This window comes from Limimaricola cinnabarinus LL-001 (assembly GCF_000466965.1).
Classification (GTDB): Bacteria; Pseudomonadota; Alphaproteobacteria; order Rhodobacterales; family Rhodobacteraceae; genus Limimaricola; species Limimaricola cinnabarinus.
The window spans coordinates 1-15,732 of the sequence record NZ_BATB01000004.1; the positions used below are offsets into that span (position 1 = coordinate 1).

Annotated in this window: 18 protein-coding genes, 2 tRNA genes and 2 pseudogenes; 5 read left to right on the plus strand and 17 right to left on the minus strand. The window is 66.2% G+C overall.

Annotated elements, in window-relative coordinates:
• The 6 genes and pseudogenes from MBELCI_RS22455 to infA all read right to left on the minus strand — a co-directional run.
• Positions 1-228, minus strand: a 228-nt coding sequence (locus MBELCI_RS22455) for a DUF6538 domain-containing protein (RefSeq protein WP_369385340.1), incomplete at its 3' end; no start/stop codon positions are given.
• A 61-nt stretch (positions 229-289) separates the two neighbouring features.
• Positions 290-364: transfer RNA gene (locus MBELCI_RS02470), tRNA-Phe, on the minus strand.
• A gap of 98 nt (positions 365-462) precedes the next feature.
• Complete coding sequence (locus MBELCI_RS02475; RefSeq protein WP_021692564.1) at positions 463-657, minus strand: DNA gyrase inhibitor YacG; 195 nt, start codon at positions 655-657, stop codon at positions 463-465.
• A pseudogene (locus MBELCI_RS02480) lies at positions 657-1,693 on the minus strand (ribonuclease E/G). The gene MBELCI_RS02475 and the pseudogene MBELCI_RS02480 overlap by 1 nt, the downstream one beginning before the upstream one ends.
• On the minus strand, positions 1,690-2,268 hold the full coding sequence (locus MBELCI_RS02485; protein WP_110546304.1) for a Maf family protein: 579 nt from the start codon (positions 2,266-2,268) through the stop codon (positions 1,690-1,692). The pseudogene MBELCI_RS02480 and the gene MBELCI_RS02485 overlap by 4 nt, the downstream one beginning before the upstream one ends.
• A gap of 34 nt (positions 2,269-2,302) precedes the next feature.
• The gene (infA, locus tag MBELCI_RS02490; RefSeq protein ID WP_013384801.1) at positions 2,303-2,521 is read right to left on the minus strand and encodes a translation initiation factor IF-1; all 219 of its coding nucleotides are present in this window, start codon (positions 2,519-2,521) and stop codon (positions 2,303-2,305) included.
• A gap of 237 nt (positions 2,522-2,758) precedes the next feature.
• On the opposite strand from infA, the gene MBELCI_RS20930 reads away from it, so the two are divergent.
• Both MBELCI_RS20930 and MBELCI_RS02500 read left to right on the plus strand, forming a co-directional pair.
• A complete protein-coding gene (locus MBELCI_RS20930) occupies positions 2,759-3,994 on the plus strand; it encodes a hypothetical protein (RefSeq protein ID WP_021692567.1) in 1,236 nt (411 codons plus the stop codon).
• The gene (locus MBELCI_RS02500; RefSeq protein ID WP_021692568.1) at positions 3,991-4,332 is read left to right on the plus strand and encodes a PRC-barrel domain-containing protein; all 342 of its coding nucleotides are present in this window, start codon (positions 3,991-3,993) and stop codon (positions 4,330-4,332) included. The genes MBELCI_RS20930 and MBELCI_RS02500 overlap by 4 nt, the downstream gene beginning before the upstream one ends.
• 97 nt (positions 4,333-4,429) lie before the next feature.
• Here the strand turns inward: MBELCI_RS02500 and MBELCI_RS02505 are convergent, their stop codons facing one another.
• The 7 genes and pseudogenes from MBELCI_RS02505 to MBELCI_RS21190 all read right to left on the minus strand — a co-directional run bounded on the left by MBELCI_RS02505 (position 4,430) and on the right by MBELCI_RS21190 (position 9,097).
• Entirely contained in the window at positions 4,430-4,900 is a 471-nt protein-coding gene (locus MBELCI_RS02505) for an arsenate-mycothiol transferase ArsC (RefSeq protein WP_081698467.1), read from the minus strand.
• A 1-nt stretch (position 4,901) separates the two neighbouring features.
• On the minus strand, positions 4,902-5,363 hold the full coding sequence (locus MBELCI_RS02510; RefSeq protein ID WP_021692570.1) for a UPF0262 family protein: 462 nt from the start codon (positions 5,361-5,363) through the stop codon (positions 4,902-4,904).
• Positions 5,360-6,669, minus strand: a pseudogene (gene hisD / locus MBELCI_RS02515) (histidinol dehydrogenase). Before hisD ends, MBELCI_RS02510 begins: the two are co-directional and overlap by 4 nt.
• 46 nt (positions 6,670-6,715) lie before the next feature.
• Positions 6,716-7,210, minus strand: a complete 495-nt coding sequence (locus MBELCI_RS02520; RefSeq protein ID WP_021692572.1) for a GNAT family N-acetyltransferase — start codon at positions 7,208-7,210, stop codon at positions 6,716-6,718.
• The gene (locus MBELCI_RS02525) at positions 7,207-7,680 is read right to left on the minus strand and encodes a DUF2948 family protein (protein WP_021692573.1); all 474 of its coding nucleotides are present in this window, start codon (positions 7,678-7,680) and stop codon (positions 7,207-7,209) included. The genes MBELCI_RS02520 and MBELCI_RS02525 overlap by 4 nt, the downstream gene beginning before the upstream one ends.
• Positions 7,677-8,942, minus strand: a complete 1,266-nt coding sequence (gene murA / locus MBELCI_RS02530) for a UDP-N-acetylglucosamine 1-carboxyvinyltransferase (RefSeq protein WP_021692574.1) — start codon at positions 8,940-8,942, stop codon at positions 7,677-7,679. The genes MBELCI_RS02525 and murA overlap by 4 nt, the downstream gene beginning before the upstream one ends.
• A 5-nt stretch (positions 8,943-8,947) precedes the next feature.
• Entirely contained in the window at positions 8,948-9,097 is a 150-nt protein-coding gene (locus tag MBELCI_RS21190; RefSeq protein ID WP_021692575.1) for a hypothetical protein, read from the minus strand.
• Positions 9,098-9,251: 154 nt separating this feature from the next.
• Here MBELCI_RS21190 and MBELCI_RS02535 point away from each other — a divergent pair.
• Both MBELCI_RS02535 and MBELCI_RS02540 read left to right on the plus strand, forming a co-directional pair.
• Positions 9,252-9,326, plus strand: a tRNA-Thr gene (locus MBELCI_RS02535).
• Positions 9,327-9,476: 150 nt separating this feature from the next.
• Positions 9,477-9,713, plus strand: a complete 237-nt coding sequence (locus tag MBELCI_RS02540; protein ID WP_045319610.1) for a hypothetical protein — start codon at positions 9,477-9,479, stop codon at positions 9,711-9,713.
• Positions 9,714-9,770: 57 nt separating this feature from the next.
• On the opposite strand, the gene MBELCI_RS02545 is transcribed toward MBELCI_RS02540, so the two are convergent.
• The 4 genes from MBELCI_RS02545 to MBELCI_RS21455 form a co-directional block, all read right to left on the minus strand.
• Positions 9,771-11,666 carry an acyl-CoA synthetase gene (locus MBELCI_RS02545; protein ID WP_021692576.1) on the minus strand — a complete coding sequence of 632 codons (1,896 nt, stop codon included), beginning with the start codon at positions 11,664-11,666 and terminating at the stop codon, positions 9,771-9,773.
• 143 nt (positions 11,667-11,809) lie between these two features.
• Positions 11,810-13,606: an ABC transporter transmembrane domain-containing protein gene (locus MBELCI_RS02550; protein WP_021692577.1), complete on the minus strand. Its 1,797-nt coding sequence runs from the start codon at positions 13,604-13,606 to the stop codon at positions 11,810-11,812.
• Positions 13,607-13,714: 108 nt separating this feature from the next.
• Positions 13,715-14,518, minus strand: coding sequence for an MFS transporter (locus tag MBELCI_RS02555; RefSeq protein WP_235047556.1), 804 nt, complete (start codon positions 14,516-14,518; stop codon positions 13,715-13,717).
• A 10-nt stretch (positions 14,519-14,528) separates the two neighbouring features.
• A complete protein-coding gene (locus MBELCI_RS21455; RefSeq protein ID WP_235047557.1) occupies positions 14,529-14,894 on the minus strand; it encodes a hypothetical protein in 366 nt (121 codons plus the stop codon).
• Between the two features lie 170 nt (positions 14,895-15,064).
• On the opposite strand from MBELCI_RS21455, the gene MBELCI_RS02560 reads away from it, so the two are divergent.
• Entirely contained in the window at positions 15,065-15,709 is a 645-nt protein-coding gene (locus MBELCI_RS02560) for a 50S ribosomal protein L25/general stress protein Ctc (RefSeq protein WP_021692579.1), read from the plus strand.
• Positions 15,710-15,732: the final 23 nt, after the last annotated feature.

Genomic DNA, 15,732 nt, shown 5'->3' on the forward strand with positions numbered 1-15,732 from the left:
GATATGTGCAACAGCGCCATCCTGACAGCGGAGGTGATACCAGTATTCGTCCAACTGGCCCACTGCTCGCACGGCTCGGGCTGCTGCCACCCGGGCTGATCGCGTCCTCAACGAATACGCGATTTTCGGCGACGTATAGTGACGCCTTAGATCTATCGGCACTCGGCGACAGAAGTAGAAAACACCCTCCTTGAGGAAGGTATACGGGGCGGAAATGTTATCCGGCATGTGCTACGCCCTTGCCTTGATTGCGCAAAAGCTGGGCGTATCAACGGGTTAAGCAAGCTTATGGTGCCCGGGGGCGGAATCGAACCACCGACACGAGGATTTTCAATCCACTGCTCTACCCCTGAGCTACCCGGGCACGGGGATGATGGCTGCTGCCGTCATCGGGTGTGGGCCTTCTAGGCGAGGCGTAGGGGGGTGTCCAGAGGCATTCGGTGGAAAATGATCGGTCCCCGTTCAATGCGTACGGCGGTGCGTATCGGTCCCGGCTTGCGCTGCCTCGTCGAGCGCCCGCTCGACGTCTTCGGGATCCTGTGACGGCACGGCGTAGGTGCCCCCCAACCAGCGCGCGAGATCGACGTCGGCGCAGCGTTTGGAGCAGAACGGACGGTAATCGGGCACCGTCGGCTTGTTGCAGATCGGGCAAGCCATCACAGCTTGCTCAACAGCCGCGCCAGACCGGGACGCTCGCGCTTGCGTTGCAGTTCGAACAGACCCATGGGGCTCCAGCCCACGAGCGACGTCTCGACCGGATCGTTGCGGAAGGAGGCGCGGATCGACTGCTCGAGCTGCTTGCGATGCGCCTTCGACATGGGTGCAAAGTCGACGACAATCTGGCCGCCCAAGCCCCGCAGGCGCAGCGCGCGCGGCAGGGCGCGGGCCGCGGCGAGGTTGGCCTTGAGCGCGGCGGCGGGCGTGGTGTCGCCGCCGGTGTTGACGTCGACCGCGACGAGAGCGCGGGTCGGCTCCACGAAGATCGAGCCTTCGCCGGTTGTTACGCGCGCGCTTTTCAGCCCCTCGATCTGGTCGAGCACATTCTCACGCTCGAAGCCGCCCGGCTCCGTCATCACGTCGTCGGCGACCCAGTCGCGCCAAGCCAGCAGATGCGGCCCGTCGCCCTCGGTCAGTGCCTCGGGCTCAGCGCCTTCGGCATCGGCCGTCACCGCTTCGGCCAAGGCGCGCATCGAAGCGATGTCCTCGGCGATGTCGTCCTCGGAAGCCCCCTCGCAGACCGAACGCAGGATCAGGCCGAAGCCCTCGGGCGCGCCCTCCATCCCTTCTTCGGCGAGGATGCGCAGACGCGCGCGCTCCTCGTCCTCGGAAATGCGGCGCGAGATGTTGAGCCAGGCGCGCCTGGGGTGACGATGGCAAAGCGGCTCTTGAACAGCACCCGATCAGTGAGTGGCACGGCCTTGCCATCCTCGGAGATGCCGGTGACCTGCACCAAGAGCGCCTGACCGGGGCGCAGCCCCTTGCCTTGACGCAGAAATCCGGTGCCACCTTCGGGCAGGCGCACCATCATCCCGCCCTGCCCCTTGAGCGGCCGGTCGCAGATCGCGCGGTAGATCGCGCCGGGGCGTGGCGCGTCGCCCTCTTCTATCAACAGGTCGTCGAGCTGGCCGTCGACCAGAAGGGCCGCGGCCTCGCGCGTGCCGATATGGTCAAGGACGATGCGGCGTCCCTTCATTGGGTCTCTCCGTACAAGGGGAATCCGGCCGCCGTCAGCAGCCCCGCGGTTTCCGACAGAGGCAGGCCGACGACGCCGGTGAACGAGCCGTTGATCCATGGGATGAAGGCCCCGGCGGGGCCTTGGATGGCATAACCGCCCGCCTTGCCCTGCCAGTCGCCGGTGGCGAGGTAGGCGTTGACCTCCGGGTTCGACAGCCGCTTCATCTTCACCGCCGTCTCGACCTCGCGCGTCCAGAGGCGATCGCCCCGGCGCACCGCGACAGCTGTGATGACGGTATGGCGTCGGCCCGACAGCAGATGCAGAAATCGCGCGGCCTCGGCGGCATCCACGGGCTTGCCCATGATGCGGCGACCAAGCGCCACCGTTGTGTCGGCGCACAGCAGCACCTCACCATCGCCAAGCGAGACGGCATTTGCCTTTTCGCGCGCGATGCGTGCGGCGTAAACACGCGGTAATTCGCCTTGGCGCGGCGTCTCGTCGATATCGGGGGGGCGAATGTCAGCTGGTTCAAGGCCGATCTGCGCCAGCAATTCGCGGCGGCGCGGCGAGGCCGAGCCGAGGATCAGCCTCAGCCCGCTCTCGGGCGGCAGCGCGCTCATGAGCGCGTCAGCGGAAGCGATAGTTGATCCGACCCTTGGTCAGATCGTAAGGGGTCATCTCGACCTGCACCTTGTCGCCCGCGAGGACGCGGATCCGGTTCTTGCGAAGTTTGCCCGCCGTGTGCGCGATGATCTCATGGCCGTTTTCCAGCTCGACCCTGAACGTCGCATTCGGCAGGAGTTCCTTCACGACACCGGGAAATTCGAGCAGTTCTTCCTTGGCCATGGTCTCTCCGTCCAGTGGTACCCGCGAAACGCGCGGGCCAATGCGGAGTAGATGCGCCTTCGAGCCACGAGTTTCAAGTGCAAACAGGCCGCGATCCGGCCTGTGCCGTGCAGCTTTGCGATGACCTTCGCCCGCCCGAGTTTCGGGTGCAATCAAAAATTCGTGCCATCTTGGCGGAACGTCCGCCGCAGTGCGCCGTTGTGTGCCCGAAGCGAAGCATAATACGGGAGATACTCCATGACCATGCGGATGACACAGCTGCTGCTGACGACGGCCCTTACCCTGCCGCTGGCAGCCGGTGCACAGGCGCAGACCACCGATGCCACCTGTTCCGACCTCGAATTGCTGCTGACCGAAAACATGGCCGACGGCGTACCCGCCGATGCGCCGATGACCCAAGACGACATCAACGCGATCATCGCGGCCGAGAACGACGCGGAATGCGCCGTCGTCTTCGTCGAGCTTGAGCGGCTCGTCGCAGTCGAAGGCGATACCGCCGAGGGCGAGGCCGAACTGGCCGAAACCGAAACCGCGACCGTGCGCCTCGAGGACGAGGTCGTGATCGAAGGCATGGTGTACCTCGAGCAGGAGCAGCCTTCGGTGTCCGTCGAGTCGGGTCAGACCGACGTGATGGTTTCGAACGCCACCCCCGACGTGACCGTGAACGAGGGCCAGCCCGAAATCCTGATCCGCCAAGCCCCGGCGACCATCACTATGGACATGCCGCAGCCGACGATCCGGATCGAGCAGCCGGCGCCCGAGATCATCATCACCATGCCCGACCCGACCGTCGACGTGGCCAACACCCAGCCGCAAGTCGAGATCCGTCAGGCCGATCCGGTTGTGACCGTGACCCAGGCCCGCCCGACGGTCGAGCTTGAGCTGCAGCGCGCCGAAGAAGGCTCCGAAGGCGGCTTCCAGGTCACCGATCGCGCCAGCGGCGAAACCTACGAGCCCGGCGTCGCCGGCGAAGCCCGCACCATCGAAGAAGCGCAGGTTCAGCTGACCACTGTCGAGCCGACCATCACCTACGAAGAGAGCCGTGACGGCTCGAACGCCAATGTCTCGGTGCAGCGCGCCGAGCCGCAGATCCGTTTCGAGAGCGCTGAGCCGGTGATCGAGTTCACCCAAGCCGGTGAGCCGGTGATCGAAATGGTGCAGACCGGCGAGCCGGTGGTGACCATCAACGAGGCTGCCGTCGAAGGTGAAGCCCCCGTCGAAGGTGACGCTGCTGCCCTAATGGAGCAGCCTGAAGCTGAGACCGAGTTGAACGAAGCTGAAGCCGAAGTCGAAGGCGCAGCGAGGAAGTCGAAGCCGAAGTCGCCGCAGCCGGCAATGAGATCGAAGCCGAGGCCGCTGAGGTCGAAGCCGAAGTCGAGGGCGAAGCTACTGAAGTCGAAGCCGAGGTCGAAGGTGAAGTCGCCGAAGCCGAAGCCGAAATTGAAGTCGTCGAAGCCGAGACCGCCGAGATGACCGAGGAAGCCACGATCGAGAGCACCGGTCCGATGATCGAGCGCGAAGGCTTTGCAATGGTTGCGGCCAACGAGATCGTGTTGACCGACCTCGAAGGGTCGACCGTCTATGGCATCAATGACGAGCGCATCGGTGACATCGGCGACATCATGGTCGACGATCAGGGCCAGATTCAGGAAGTGGTCGTCGAAGTCGGCGGGTTCCTTGGTCTCGGCGAAAAGCCGGTCGCGATCCCCTTCGACCAGATGAGCGTGCTGCGCTCGGAAGCCGGTGAAGTCCGCGTCTTCATCGAAGCCACCGAGGAAGAGCTCGAGTCGATGCAGTCGGTCGAGCAGTAAGCTTCTCTCTTGAGAATAAGGAAGGCCGCCCTTCGGGGCGGCCTTTTTCGGTGGTGCTGGCAGGTATCCCCGATCGAAGTGGAATACCCGTGTCGGCTTACATGCGCGGCGGTCCCCAGCGCTGCATGAGCCGATCGACGATCATGTCACGGGTCTGCCGATAGCTGCGCAGCCGCTCCTCGCGCCCCTCGCCCAGACCCGTCGGATCGAGAACCGGCCAGTATTCGACCGAGAGATGAAAACAGCTGGTCAGGTCGAGCGCCCGGCGCTGGCTCGCGGGCGACAGGGCCAGCACCAGATCGAAGGATGACAGATCATCGCCCCAATCATGCATCTCGTCGAAGCTGCGCGAGCGGTGCCGATGCAGTTCGACCCCGATTTCGGCGCAGACCGCGATGGCGAAACCGTCGATCTCTAGATCGTTCTTCACGCCGACCGACTGGATGTAGCAATCGGCGCCATAGAACTTCTTCATGATCCCCTCGGCCATGGGCGAGCGGACCGCGTTGTGGTCGCAGCAGAACAGGACCGACTGTGGAAGTGGCTGCGATGTTGCGGCCAAATCCACCTCAGGCCCCGAAATGCAGCACGCAGATGAGGGTAAAGAGCCGCCGCGCCGTATCGGTGTCGACCTCCGCCTTGCCCTCGAGTCGTTCCTGCAGCACCCGCGCACCCTCGTTGTGAATGCCGCGCCGGGCCATGTCGATCGTTTCGATCTGGCTTGGTGGCAGGGTCTTCACCGCGTCGTAGTAGCTCTCGCAGATCTGGAAGTAATCCTTGACCACCTGCCGGAACGGCCCGAGCGAAAGATGAAACTCCGCCGCCCGCTCGCCGGTCGTGTTGGCCACGTCGAACACCAGCCGCTTCTCGCGGATCGCAAGCCCGAGGTGATAGGGCCCCGCCTCGCGGCCGGGCAACGAAAAGCGGTTGTCCTCGAGCAGGTCGAACACCGCGACGCGGCGCTCTTGCTCGATCTCGGGCGTCGGCGCCTGGCCCGCGTCGTCGAGCCGGATTTCGGCGATGCGGGTCATGTCTCGCTCCGGTTCAGCCGATCAAGCCGCGCCGTCAGCGACAGCCCATGCGCCTCGAGGCTTTCGGCCCGCGCGAGCCGCGCGCCAGCGGGACCGATCGCGGCCAGTGCCGCTGGCGTCATCTTGGAAAGTGTCGTGCGCTTGAGGAAATCCATCACCGAAAGCCCTGAGGAAAACCGCGCCGAGCGTGCCGTGGGCAGGACGTGGTTGGGTCCGGAAATGTAGTCACCGATCGCCTCCGGCGTCCAGTGCCCCAGAAAGATCGCTCCCGCATGGGTGATCTTTCCGGACAGCGCCTCGGGATCGGCGACGCACAGCTCCAGATGTTCGGCGGCGATCCGGTCGGCCAGCGCCACCGCCTCATCCAGATCGCGCACCGTGACGATGGCCCCGAAGTCGCGCCAGCTCGCCCCTGCTATGGTGCGCCGCTCCAACGTCTCAAGCCGCGCTTCGACTGCCTCGGCCACCCGCGTGCCAAAGGCCGCGTCGTCGGTGATCAGTATCGACTGCGCACTCTCGTCGTGCTCGGCTTGTGACAACAGGTCGAGCGCGATCCAGTCGGGGTCGTTGTCGGAATCGGCGATCACGAGGATCTCGGACGGGCCGGCGATCATGTCGATGCCGACGCGGCCGAAGACCCGGCGCTTGGCGGCGGCGACGAAGGCGTTGCCCGGCCCGGTGATCTTGTCCACCGGCGCGATGGTCTCGGTGCCATAGGCCAGCGCCGCGATCGCCTGCGCGCCCCCCACCCGGTAGATCTCATCCACCCCCGCGATGCGGCAGGCCATCAGCACCAGCGGGTTCGCAACGCCGTCCGGCGTCGGCACCGTCACGGCGAGCCGTTCGACACCGGCGACCTTGGCGGGCACCGCGTTCATCAAGACCGAGGAGGGATAGGAGGCGAGGCCACCGGCACGTAGAGACCCGCCGCCGATACGGGCGTCCAGCGCCAACCCAGCATCGCCCCGACCTCGTCGGTCCAGCTTTGATCCTCAGGCATCTGGCGGGCATGATAGGCGCGAATGCGTTCAGCGGCGAGTTCGAGCGCGGCGCGATCCTCGTCTGAAACCTTGGCGCATTCGGCCTCGATCTCTTCGGGCGAAAACCGCAGCTGCGCGGGATCGAGCGTCATCCGGTCGAAGCGCGAGGTATAATCAACGAGGGCCAGATCGCCGCGCGCCCGCACATCGGCGATGATCGCGGCCACGATATCGTCCACATCGGGGCTGTCCTCGCGCTTCATGGTCAGGAGCGCGGAAAAACGGGCCTCGAAATCGGCATCGGTGGTGGACAGGCGGTGCGGCATGGCGGTCTCCTTCGGCCCGCAGGCATAGCCTTGCCCGCCCCCCTGCTCAACCGTCCAGTTGCCGCAGGTAGTAGAGGTCGTCGACGAAGCCGCTTTCAAGGCGCGCGGTGCGCGGCAGGAAACCGTGCCGGACGAAACCATGTTTTTCGTAGAGCCGGATCGCGGGGGCATTCTGCGCGGCCACGAACAGTTCCACCTGCAGCTTTCCATCGGCGGCGGCCCGGTCAAGCGTGGCACCCAACAGACGCGCACCGATGCCCGTGCCATGCCTTTGGGCACTCACGTAGAAAGCATTGAGCATCACCCGGTGCGCAGTTGCCGTCGCCTCGACCACTGGATCGAGAGCAGCCGTGCCGACCAGCCGGTCATCCTCGAAAACACCCAGCACGAGACGCCCCGCGAGGCTTTCCGCGACCTCCTCGTCTGAGCGGGCCAGCTCCTCCCGCAGCGTGGTCAGGAACGCCTCGGGGAACAGCCGCAGTCCCTCGGTCCGAATCCTGCGCCATTCGGACAGGTCACAGGGACCGAGGTCGCGGATCACTCCGGGTGCCGGGGCGCCTTGCCCGAGGGCGCGGCATAGGGCCGGGTCACGTCGCGCAGCACCAGCTCCGGGGCCTCGACATCGATCGCGATCTCGCCGTCGCCCGCAAGGATCAACCGGATCGTTCCCGTGCCATCTTCTCCCGGAGCGAACACCACCGCCAGCAGCGACAGCACCGTGTCGCGGTCGCGCGGATCGAGACCCTGGCTGCGCACCGCCATCACGTTCTCGACGCAGAGCACCGATTGCACGCGCTCGGCCTCGCGCGTGGTCGCAGGATCCTCCCAACGGAAGCGGTTGAGCAGCATCCCGAAGCGCCGCTCGCTCTTGCGCCAGGCCATCTCGGCGGCGGGCAGGACCGAATCCTGCACCAGCGCCGAAATCACCTGCACATCGTCGCCATCGAGCGCCTTGAGCCGCAAGGGGCGCTGCGCGCCCTCTTCGAATGTCGCGTCGCGGGTTGCGGTCATGCACGCACCCTTTCGATTCTGGCGCCCACTGCGCTGAGCTTGTCCTCGACATGCTCATAGCCGCGATCGAGGTGATAGACCCGGTTCACGATCGTCTCGCCTTCGGCGGCAAGCCCCGCGAGGATCAGGGAAACGGAGGCCCGCAGGTCGGTCGCCATCACCGGCGCGCCCTTGAGCTTGTCGACGCCGGTGACGACCGCGTGGCCGCCATGCACCTCGATCTTCGCGCCCATGCGCTGAAGCTCGGGCGCGTGCATGAACCGGTTCTCGAAGATTTTTTCCTCAAGACGGCTGGTGCCCGTCGCGGTGCAGAGCATTGCCATCATTTGCGCCTGCAGATCGGTGGGAAAGCCCGGGAATGGCTCGGTCGTCACGTCCACGGCACGCGGGCGGTCGCCGCGCAGCTTTACCTTGAGGCCGGTTTCGGTTTCGGTCACCTCGATGCCCGCGGCGTCGAGCTTCTCGACGAAGGCGCCGATCAGTTCGAGCTTGCCACCGAGACACTCCACCTCGCCGCCGGTAAAGGCGGGGGCCAGCATGTAGGTGCCAAGTTCGATCCGGTCGGTGACGACCCGATGGGTCGCGGCGCCGAGCCGGTCGACGCCCTGCACCTCGATGGTCGAGCTGCCCTCGCCTGCGATCTGCGCGCCCATCGCCCGCAGGCAGCGCGCGAGATCGATGATCTCGGGTTCGCGCGCCGCGTTCTCGATGACCGTCGATCCCTTGGCGAGCGTCGCGGCCATCAGCACGTTCTCGGTCGCGCCCACGGAGGCAAAGCGCAGCTTCACGCGCCCGCCCCGAAGGCCGCCGCGCGCCATGGCGTGCAGATAGCCGTCCTTAAGTTCGATCTCGGCACCTAGCGCCGTGAGCGCCTCGATGTGGATGTCCATGGGCCGCGCGCCGATCGCGCAGCCACCCGGCAGCGAGACCACCGCCTCGTGGGCGCGCGCCAGAAGCGGACCCAGCACGAGGTTCGAGGCGCGCATCTTGCGCACGATCTCATAGTCGGCCCGGGTCGAGGCGAGGTCATGGGTCGACAGGGCGATGACCTTGCCGCCCTGCATCGAGGACACTTCGCAGCCGAGCGACTCTAGAAGCTGCGTCATGGTGACGATGTCCGACAGGCGCGGCGCATTGGTGAGCGTCAGCGGCTCTTCGGACAGAAGCGTCGCGGGCATCAACGCGAGGCAGGCGTTCTTGGCGCCGGCGATCGGGATCTGGCCGCGCAGCTCGGCGCCGCCGCGTACGATGATCGAATCCATGCCTGCTACTCTTTCTCTTTCTCGTCGCCGGGCTTGGCCTCGGTGGCGCGCGCCTGCGCCTGCGCTTTGCGACGGGCAATGTTGGTCTTGAGAGCCGCCTTGAGGCGGTCCTTGCGATCGGCCGCGCGGGGCGGGTCCTGGCGAGGTGCTTTCATGTAGGCGCAGATAGCGTCCCTGCCCCTTTCCGTCCAGTTCCCGGCGCGCAAACCCGGCCATACGCCGACAATCGCGGACCGTCGCGTCAAGTTGCGTCAATCTGTCGAAAATCCCCTTGCGCTCGCTGCCCGGCAGGTAAAAGCCCGCCCAGACGCTGCAGTAGCTCAGTGGTAGAGCACACCCTTGGTAAGGGTGAGGTCGAGAGTTCAATCCTCTCCTGCAGCACCACCCCTCCCCTTTTCGATATAGACCTTTGGGATTGAGGCCATTTGCCCTCGGGGTGAGTTAATCTGCCTGACGGATCGCGATTCTCCCTTGCGGAATCCTTCAGCAATTCGCTCAGTAGATGTGTTGCTATTTTGTGTTCAGAGAGTTTCCATGTATACAGTCGACCCGCTTCTTCCGTGGGCGTTGCTGGGCGTTATCGCCCTTGCAGCCACCACCCCCTCGATCCCTCAGGACAACCGGCAAGATCTTCCCGCTCCGCAGGCGAGCGAAGGGATGCGTCTGGAGCAAATGATCGCCGCGTCCTGCCGCGCGTCCTCCCGAACCCCGGAGACCTGTCCGATCGCGGTTCCCGTGATTGAAACCCCGCTCTGGGCGGCGATGCACTGACGCGTCGTGGCGAGGGGTCCGCCCCCCTCGCCATCATGCCTTCTTCGGGGTGGAGCCTCAGTCGCCGATCCAGTCCCAGGGCCGCGTGAAGGCCCCGAGGGCCTTGGCGGCATCGGCCTCGGTCGCGGTGCCGGTGCGCCGGATCTTGGCGACGAGACCGCGGCGGCTGTCCTCGACCACCTCCGCCACCTCGGCCCCGACACCGGCTGCGGCCAATGCTTCGTCATAGACCCGGGCGATCGCCATTCTGCGCAGCGCCGGCTTGAAGATCTTGCCGACCGCCGTCTTGGGCAGTTCGGGCAGGATTTCGAGATGACGCGGCCGGGCGGCCCGTTCGGGCACGTGCTCGCGCGCGTAGTCGAGCAATGCCGCGCGATCGATCTCGGCGCCGTCCACTAGTTCGACATAGACACAAGGCACCTCGCCCGCATGCGCATCCGGCTGACCGATGGCCCCCGCAAAGGCGATCGCGGGATGGGCGGCCAGCGCCTCCTCGATCTCGGCGGGGTCGATATTGTGACCGCCCCGGATGATCAGGTCCTTGGCCCGGCCGGTGATCCATAGATACCCATCGGCGTCGATCCGCCCCAGATCGCCGGTGCGCAGGAACTGCCGCTCATCCTCATCGCCGGGCCAATAGAGCCCGTCGTTCTTGGCGGGATCGGTATAGGTGTCGCCGCGTGCCACGCCGGGGTTCGACACGCAGATCTCTCCCACCGTGTCGGGCGCGCAGTCCTCGCCGGTGTTCGGGTCGAGGATGCGCACCTGCGTATAGGGGAACGGCACGCCCACAGAACCCACCTTCTTTTCGCCCTCGGGCGGGTTGATCGCCACCAGACAGGTCGCCTCGGTGAGACCGTACCCCTCGCAGATGGTGACGCCCGCCGCCTCCTCGAAGCGCTTGTAAAGCTCGACCGGCAGTGGCGCGGAGCCCGAGAATGCGAGGTTGAGCGTCGAGATGTCGGCATTCACGGGGCGCTGCATCAGGGCCGAGATCGCGGTCGGCACGGTGATCATGAAGGTCACCTGCCAGCGCTCGACCAGCTTCCAGAAGTTGTCGAACACCCCCTCGCCCCGGTAGCCTGCCGGGGTCGGCAGGATCACATGCGCGCCCGAGGCCAGCGAGGATCCCATGATGACGATGGCCGCAAAGACATGGAACATCGGCAATGGGCAAATGATGTTGTCGCGGTCCGAGAACATCAGCCGCCCGCCAAGCCAACCGTTATAGACGATGCCGGAGTAGCGCAGCTGCGCCACCTTGGGCATGCCGGTGGTGCCGCCGGTGTGGAACAGCGCCGCGACACGGTCGCCTGGGCTGTCGGCGAAGGCGAGACTGCGCGGCTGGCGCGCAACCTCGCGCGAGAAGTCGAGCACGCGGGCCTTGTGGCGCACCGGCACCTTGGGCCGGATCAATGGCACGATAAGCTTCTTCACCCCGGTGAGGTAGCGCAGCAGGTCGACCTCGAGTACCGTCTTAACGTTGGGCGCCAGCGCTACCGCTTCGGCGGCCTTCTGCGCCACGTCGCTCTTGGGGAATGCCTTGAGCGTGATCAGCACCTTGGCTTTGGTCTGGCGCAGGATCGCCCCGATCTGGCCCGCATCGAGAAGCGGGTTGATCGGGTTTACGACGCCCGCGATCTGACCGCCGAGATAACTCTGCACCACTTCCGAGCAGTTGGGCAGCAGGAAGGCTACCACGTCGGTTTCGCCCACGCCCAGCTCGCGCAGCAGGTTCGCGGTCTGAATCGATTTTGCGTGCAGCTCGGTCCAGTTCAGCGTTTCGGCCGGAGCCTTGGGGTCGGACAGGAGCTGGAAACTCAGCGCCTCGCGCTCCGGAAAAGCCTTGGCGGTCCGCTCCAACAGGCCGTGTGTCGTCGCCGGCTGGCCCTGCGCCGCCCATGTTCCCCCGGCCTCGATCGCTGCGCGATCGGCCATGCCCGCAAAACCCATTCCGTTCCTCCCCGGTCGGTTGTCGTATTCGTGCCGCCTCGCGGCTCCATCCCTGCACGAAGCATCAGACTGACCCGCGCGTCACGCAAGCATGACGCCGCGATAGCCCCGTATCGCGCAAGGGGTTTTCGAGACCCTCGACGCTACTCGGCGGCCTCGATCATGCCATCGGTGAATTGCAGCCGCGCCAAACGGGCATAGAGCCCGCCCTCGGCCACCAGCGCGTCGTGGCTGCCCTGCGCCACGATCCGGCCCGCCTCGAAGACCAGGATACGGTCGGCCTTCTTCACCGTGGCCAGACGGTGCGCCACGATGAGCGTCGTGCGCCCGGTGGCGAGCCGGTCCACGGCGCGCTGCACCAGCCTTTCGCTTTCGGCGTCGAGCGCGCTCGTCGCTTCGTCGAGCAGCAGTACCGGCGCGTCGCGCAGGATCGCGCGCGCGATGGCGATCCGTTGTTTCTGCCCGCCCGACAGCATCACGCCCCTCTCGCCGACCTGGCTGTCATAGCCGTCGGGCAGTGCCATCAGAAACTCGTGCGCGGCGGCGGCATGAGCCGCGGCCTCGACCTCGGCATCGGTGGCGTCGGGGCGGCCGAAGCGAATATTCTCGCGCGCCGTGTCGGCAAAGATCACCGGGTCCTGCGGCACCAGCGCCATCCGACACCGGAAATCCGACCGCGCCATGTCACGCAGGTCCGTCCCGTCGAGCGTGACCCGGCCAGTCTTCGGATCCCAGAACCGCAGCAGGAGCTGGATCATCGTCGTCTTACCCGCCCCCGAAGGGCCGACCAGCGCCACCGTCTCTCCCGGTGCGATGGTGACGCTGACATGGTCGAGCGCCGAGACGTCGGGGCGCGAGGGATAGGAAAAGGAGACATCGTCGAACACGATCTCGCCACGCGCCTCGGGCACTGGTCGCGGGGCGGACGGCTCACGCAGGCTGTCTTCGGCATTGAGAAGCTCGACCAAACGCTCTGTCGCTCCCGCCGCGCGTTGCAGCTCGCCCCAGATCTCGGTCAGCGCACCGACCGATCCTGCGACCATCACCGCGTAGATCACGAACTGCACCAGCGCGCCGATGGACATCTCACGGGCGTTCACGTCTCGCGCGCCGATCCACAGCACGCCGACGATGCCCGCGAAGATCAGGAAGATGACGATCGCCGTCATCACCGCCCGTGTGCCGATCCGCTCACGCGCCGCGACAAAGCTCTTTTCGGTGATCTCGTCGAACCGCTCCTTGCTGCGCGCCTCGTGGCTGTAGGCCTGCACGGTCTGCACCGACAAAAGCGTCTCTGAGGCATTGCCCGAGGAGGCCGCGATCCAGTCCTGGTTCTCTCGGCTCAGGACGCGCAACCGGCGGCCCAGCACCACGATCGGCACGATGATCGCGGGTACGATCAGCAGCACCAGCCCGGTGAGCTTGGCCGAGGTCAGCATCAAGAGCGCCAGACCGCCGATCAGGATCAGCAGATTGCGCAGCGCGATCGAGGCCGAGGAGCCGATCACCGACAGGATCAGCGTGGTGTCGGTGGTGATCCGGCTCAGCACCTCGCCGGTCATGATCCTCTCGTAGAAGGCGGGGCTCATGCCCACCATCCGCCCAAAAAGCGCCTTGCGAATGTCGGTCACCACCCGCTCGCCCAGCCGCGTCACTAGGTAGTAACGCGCCGCCGTGCCCAGCGCGAGCAGCCCCGCGATCACCAAAGCCGCAGCGAAATACCGGTCGAGCAGCATACCTGCGTCGACCTCGAAATTGTCGACCACCCGGCGCACCGCCAGCGGCAGCACGAGGCTTACGCAGGCAGTGAACACCAGCGCCGAAATGGCGAGCGTCATGATGCCGCGATAGGGCGCGATGAACGGCCAGAGCGCCCGCAGCGCCCCGATGTTGCGCGAGCCCGGCCGGTCCTCGTCGCTGGTCTTGGGGGATCGGGCCATCGCACGCCTCGTTCAAAGATTGCAATGGTTGTCTAGACGCCGCGTGGCGCCATCACAAGCGAAGGGGGCAAGGCGAGTAATGCGGCACCGTGCCCGGCCCGGTCCGGCTCAGGCCGGAACGGCTGCCAGCGCGCGAGCCCGGCGGCGCAGCGCCAGCACCGGGGGCAGGATCATCAGCAGCAGCGCCGCGACGGCCCCGAAGGCCAGCCGCAGGCCGAATACCTCCGACAATCCGCCCATCAGCACCGGTGCGATCAGGAAGGCGCAAAAAGCGATGACGGCAACACGGGCGATGGCCTGCGACCGCTGATGCGGCGCCACCATGCGCCCCGCCAGTGCCAGCCCCATCGGGCCGATCACCGAAATGCCGAGACCGGTGATCGCAAAGCCGAGATAGGCCACCATCGGCACCGGGGCCATCGCCGCGATCGCCGCGCCAAAGGCCGAGACCAGAGCCGCCACCCGGATCACTGCCGTCTCACTGAGCCTCTCGGCCAGTGCCTGACCGCCGAAACGGCCCAGCGTCATGGTGATGCCCAGAAGGGCGGGACCAAGCGCGCCCTGCGCCGCGCCACCGCCCAGCGTCCGTTCGATATGCAGCGCCGACCAGCTTTCGACCGTGGCCTCGCTCAGAAAGGCGATCATCACCACGATACCGCACAGCGCCACCGGCCAGAGCGGCAGCGTCACCGACGCCCCTTCCTCCGGCATCATCTCCGGCGAGGGCGCGCGCCACAAAAGCGGCATCAGCACCAGCGTCACGACCGTCATGCCACCGAACACCACGAGGATCGGCAACCCGGCCTCGCGGGTGAGGCCGGAGGCGAGCGCGGCGCAACCATAGGCCAGCGAGAACAGCCCGTGATTGGCGTTCATCAAGGAACGCCCCGACTGCGCCTCGATCTGGCTCACCCGCGCGTCATCACCACGTCGCAGACGCCCGAACCACGTCGCAGACGCCCGACGCCATGCCGACGCCGACCATGCCGATGGCGAAAGCCAGCGGCGTCGCGGCAAGCGCCGGTGCGATCCACGCCAGCGCCAGAAGTGCCGCCGCGACGGGCAAGGCCGCGCGCCCCAGCTTCTGATCGAACCGCGGCGCCAGCCACATCGTCGTCAGGAGGCCGAGGGAGGAGCCAAGCAGCAACGAGCCGAACACCGCGTCATCGACGCCGAGACGGTCGCGGAACACCGGCACATGCGCGGCGAAGACGCCCCAGTAGAGCCCCATGACCACGAAGGCGGAGCCCGGCGCGCGGGTCAGTCGGAGAGCCGAGAGAATGGACATGCGCAAGGCCGTGCCACGCGGCGGACCGACAGTCCAGAGACGCCGCGTCGCCTGCGCCTGTTTATGCCCATGCAGGCCTTTTCAAACGGGGGATTCGGCGCTAAGGGCACAGGTTCTGAATCGGGCCATACACCCTTGGAGGATGGCCCATCACCTGAAAGGACTTACCAATGGCCAAAGAGATTCCGGATCTCGTCGCCACGGCACGCACGGGGACAGGCAAGGGGGCCGCTCGTCAGGCACGTCGCGAGAACCTCGTTCCGGGCATCGTGTATGGCGGCGGCGCCGATCCGCTGCCGATCAACCTGCCCTACAACGCCCTGATCAAGAAGCTGAAGGCAGGCCGTTTCCTGTCAACGCTGTTTAACCTCAAGGTCGAGGGCCAGGACGACGTGCGCGTTATCTGCCGCTCGGTGCAGCGCGACGTGGTGCGCGACCTGCCGACCCATGTGGACCTGCTGCGCCTGCGCCGCACCACGCGGATCAGCCTCTATATCCATGTCGAGTTCGAGAACCACAAGGACGCGCCGGGCATCAAGCGCGGCGGCGTGCTCACGGTGGTCCGCCCTGAGGTCGAGCTGAACGTGCTCGCCGGCGAGATCCCCGAGCAGATCGTGGTCGACCTGACCGGCAAGCAGATCGGTGACGTGATCCACATCAGCGACGTCACCCTGCCCTCGGGCGCCAAGCCGACGATCGACCGTGACTTCGTGATCGCCAACATCTCGGCGCCCTCGAAGCTCGCCGCCGCCGCCGAGGAAGAGGCCGAGCCCGCCGCCGACGAGGTCGAGGCGACCGAGCAGACCGACGCCTGATCGCCTTGGCGACCAAGCGTGTG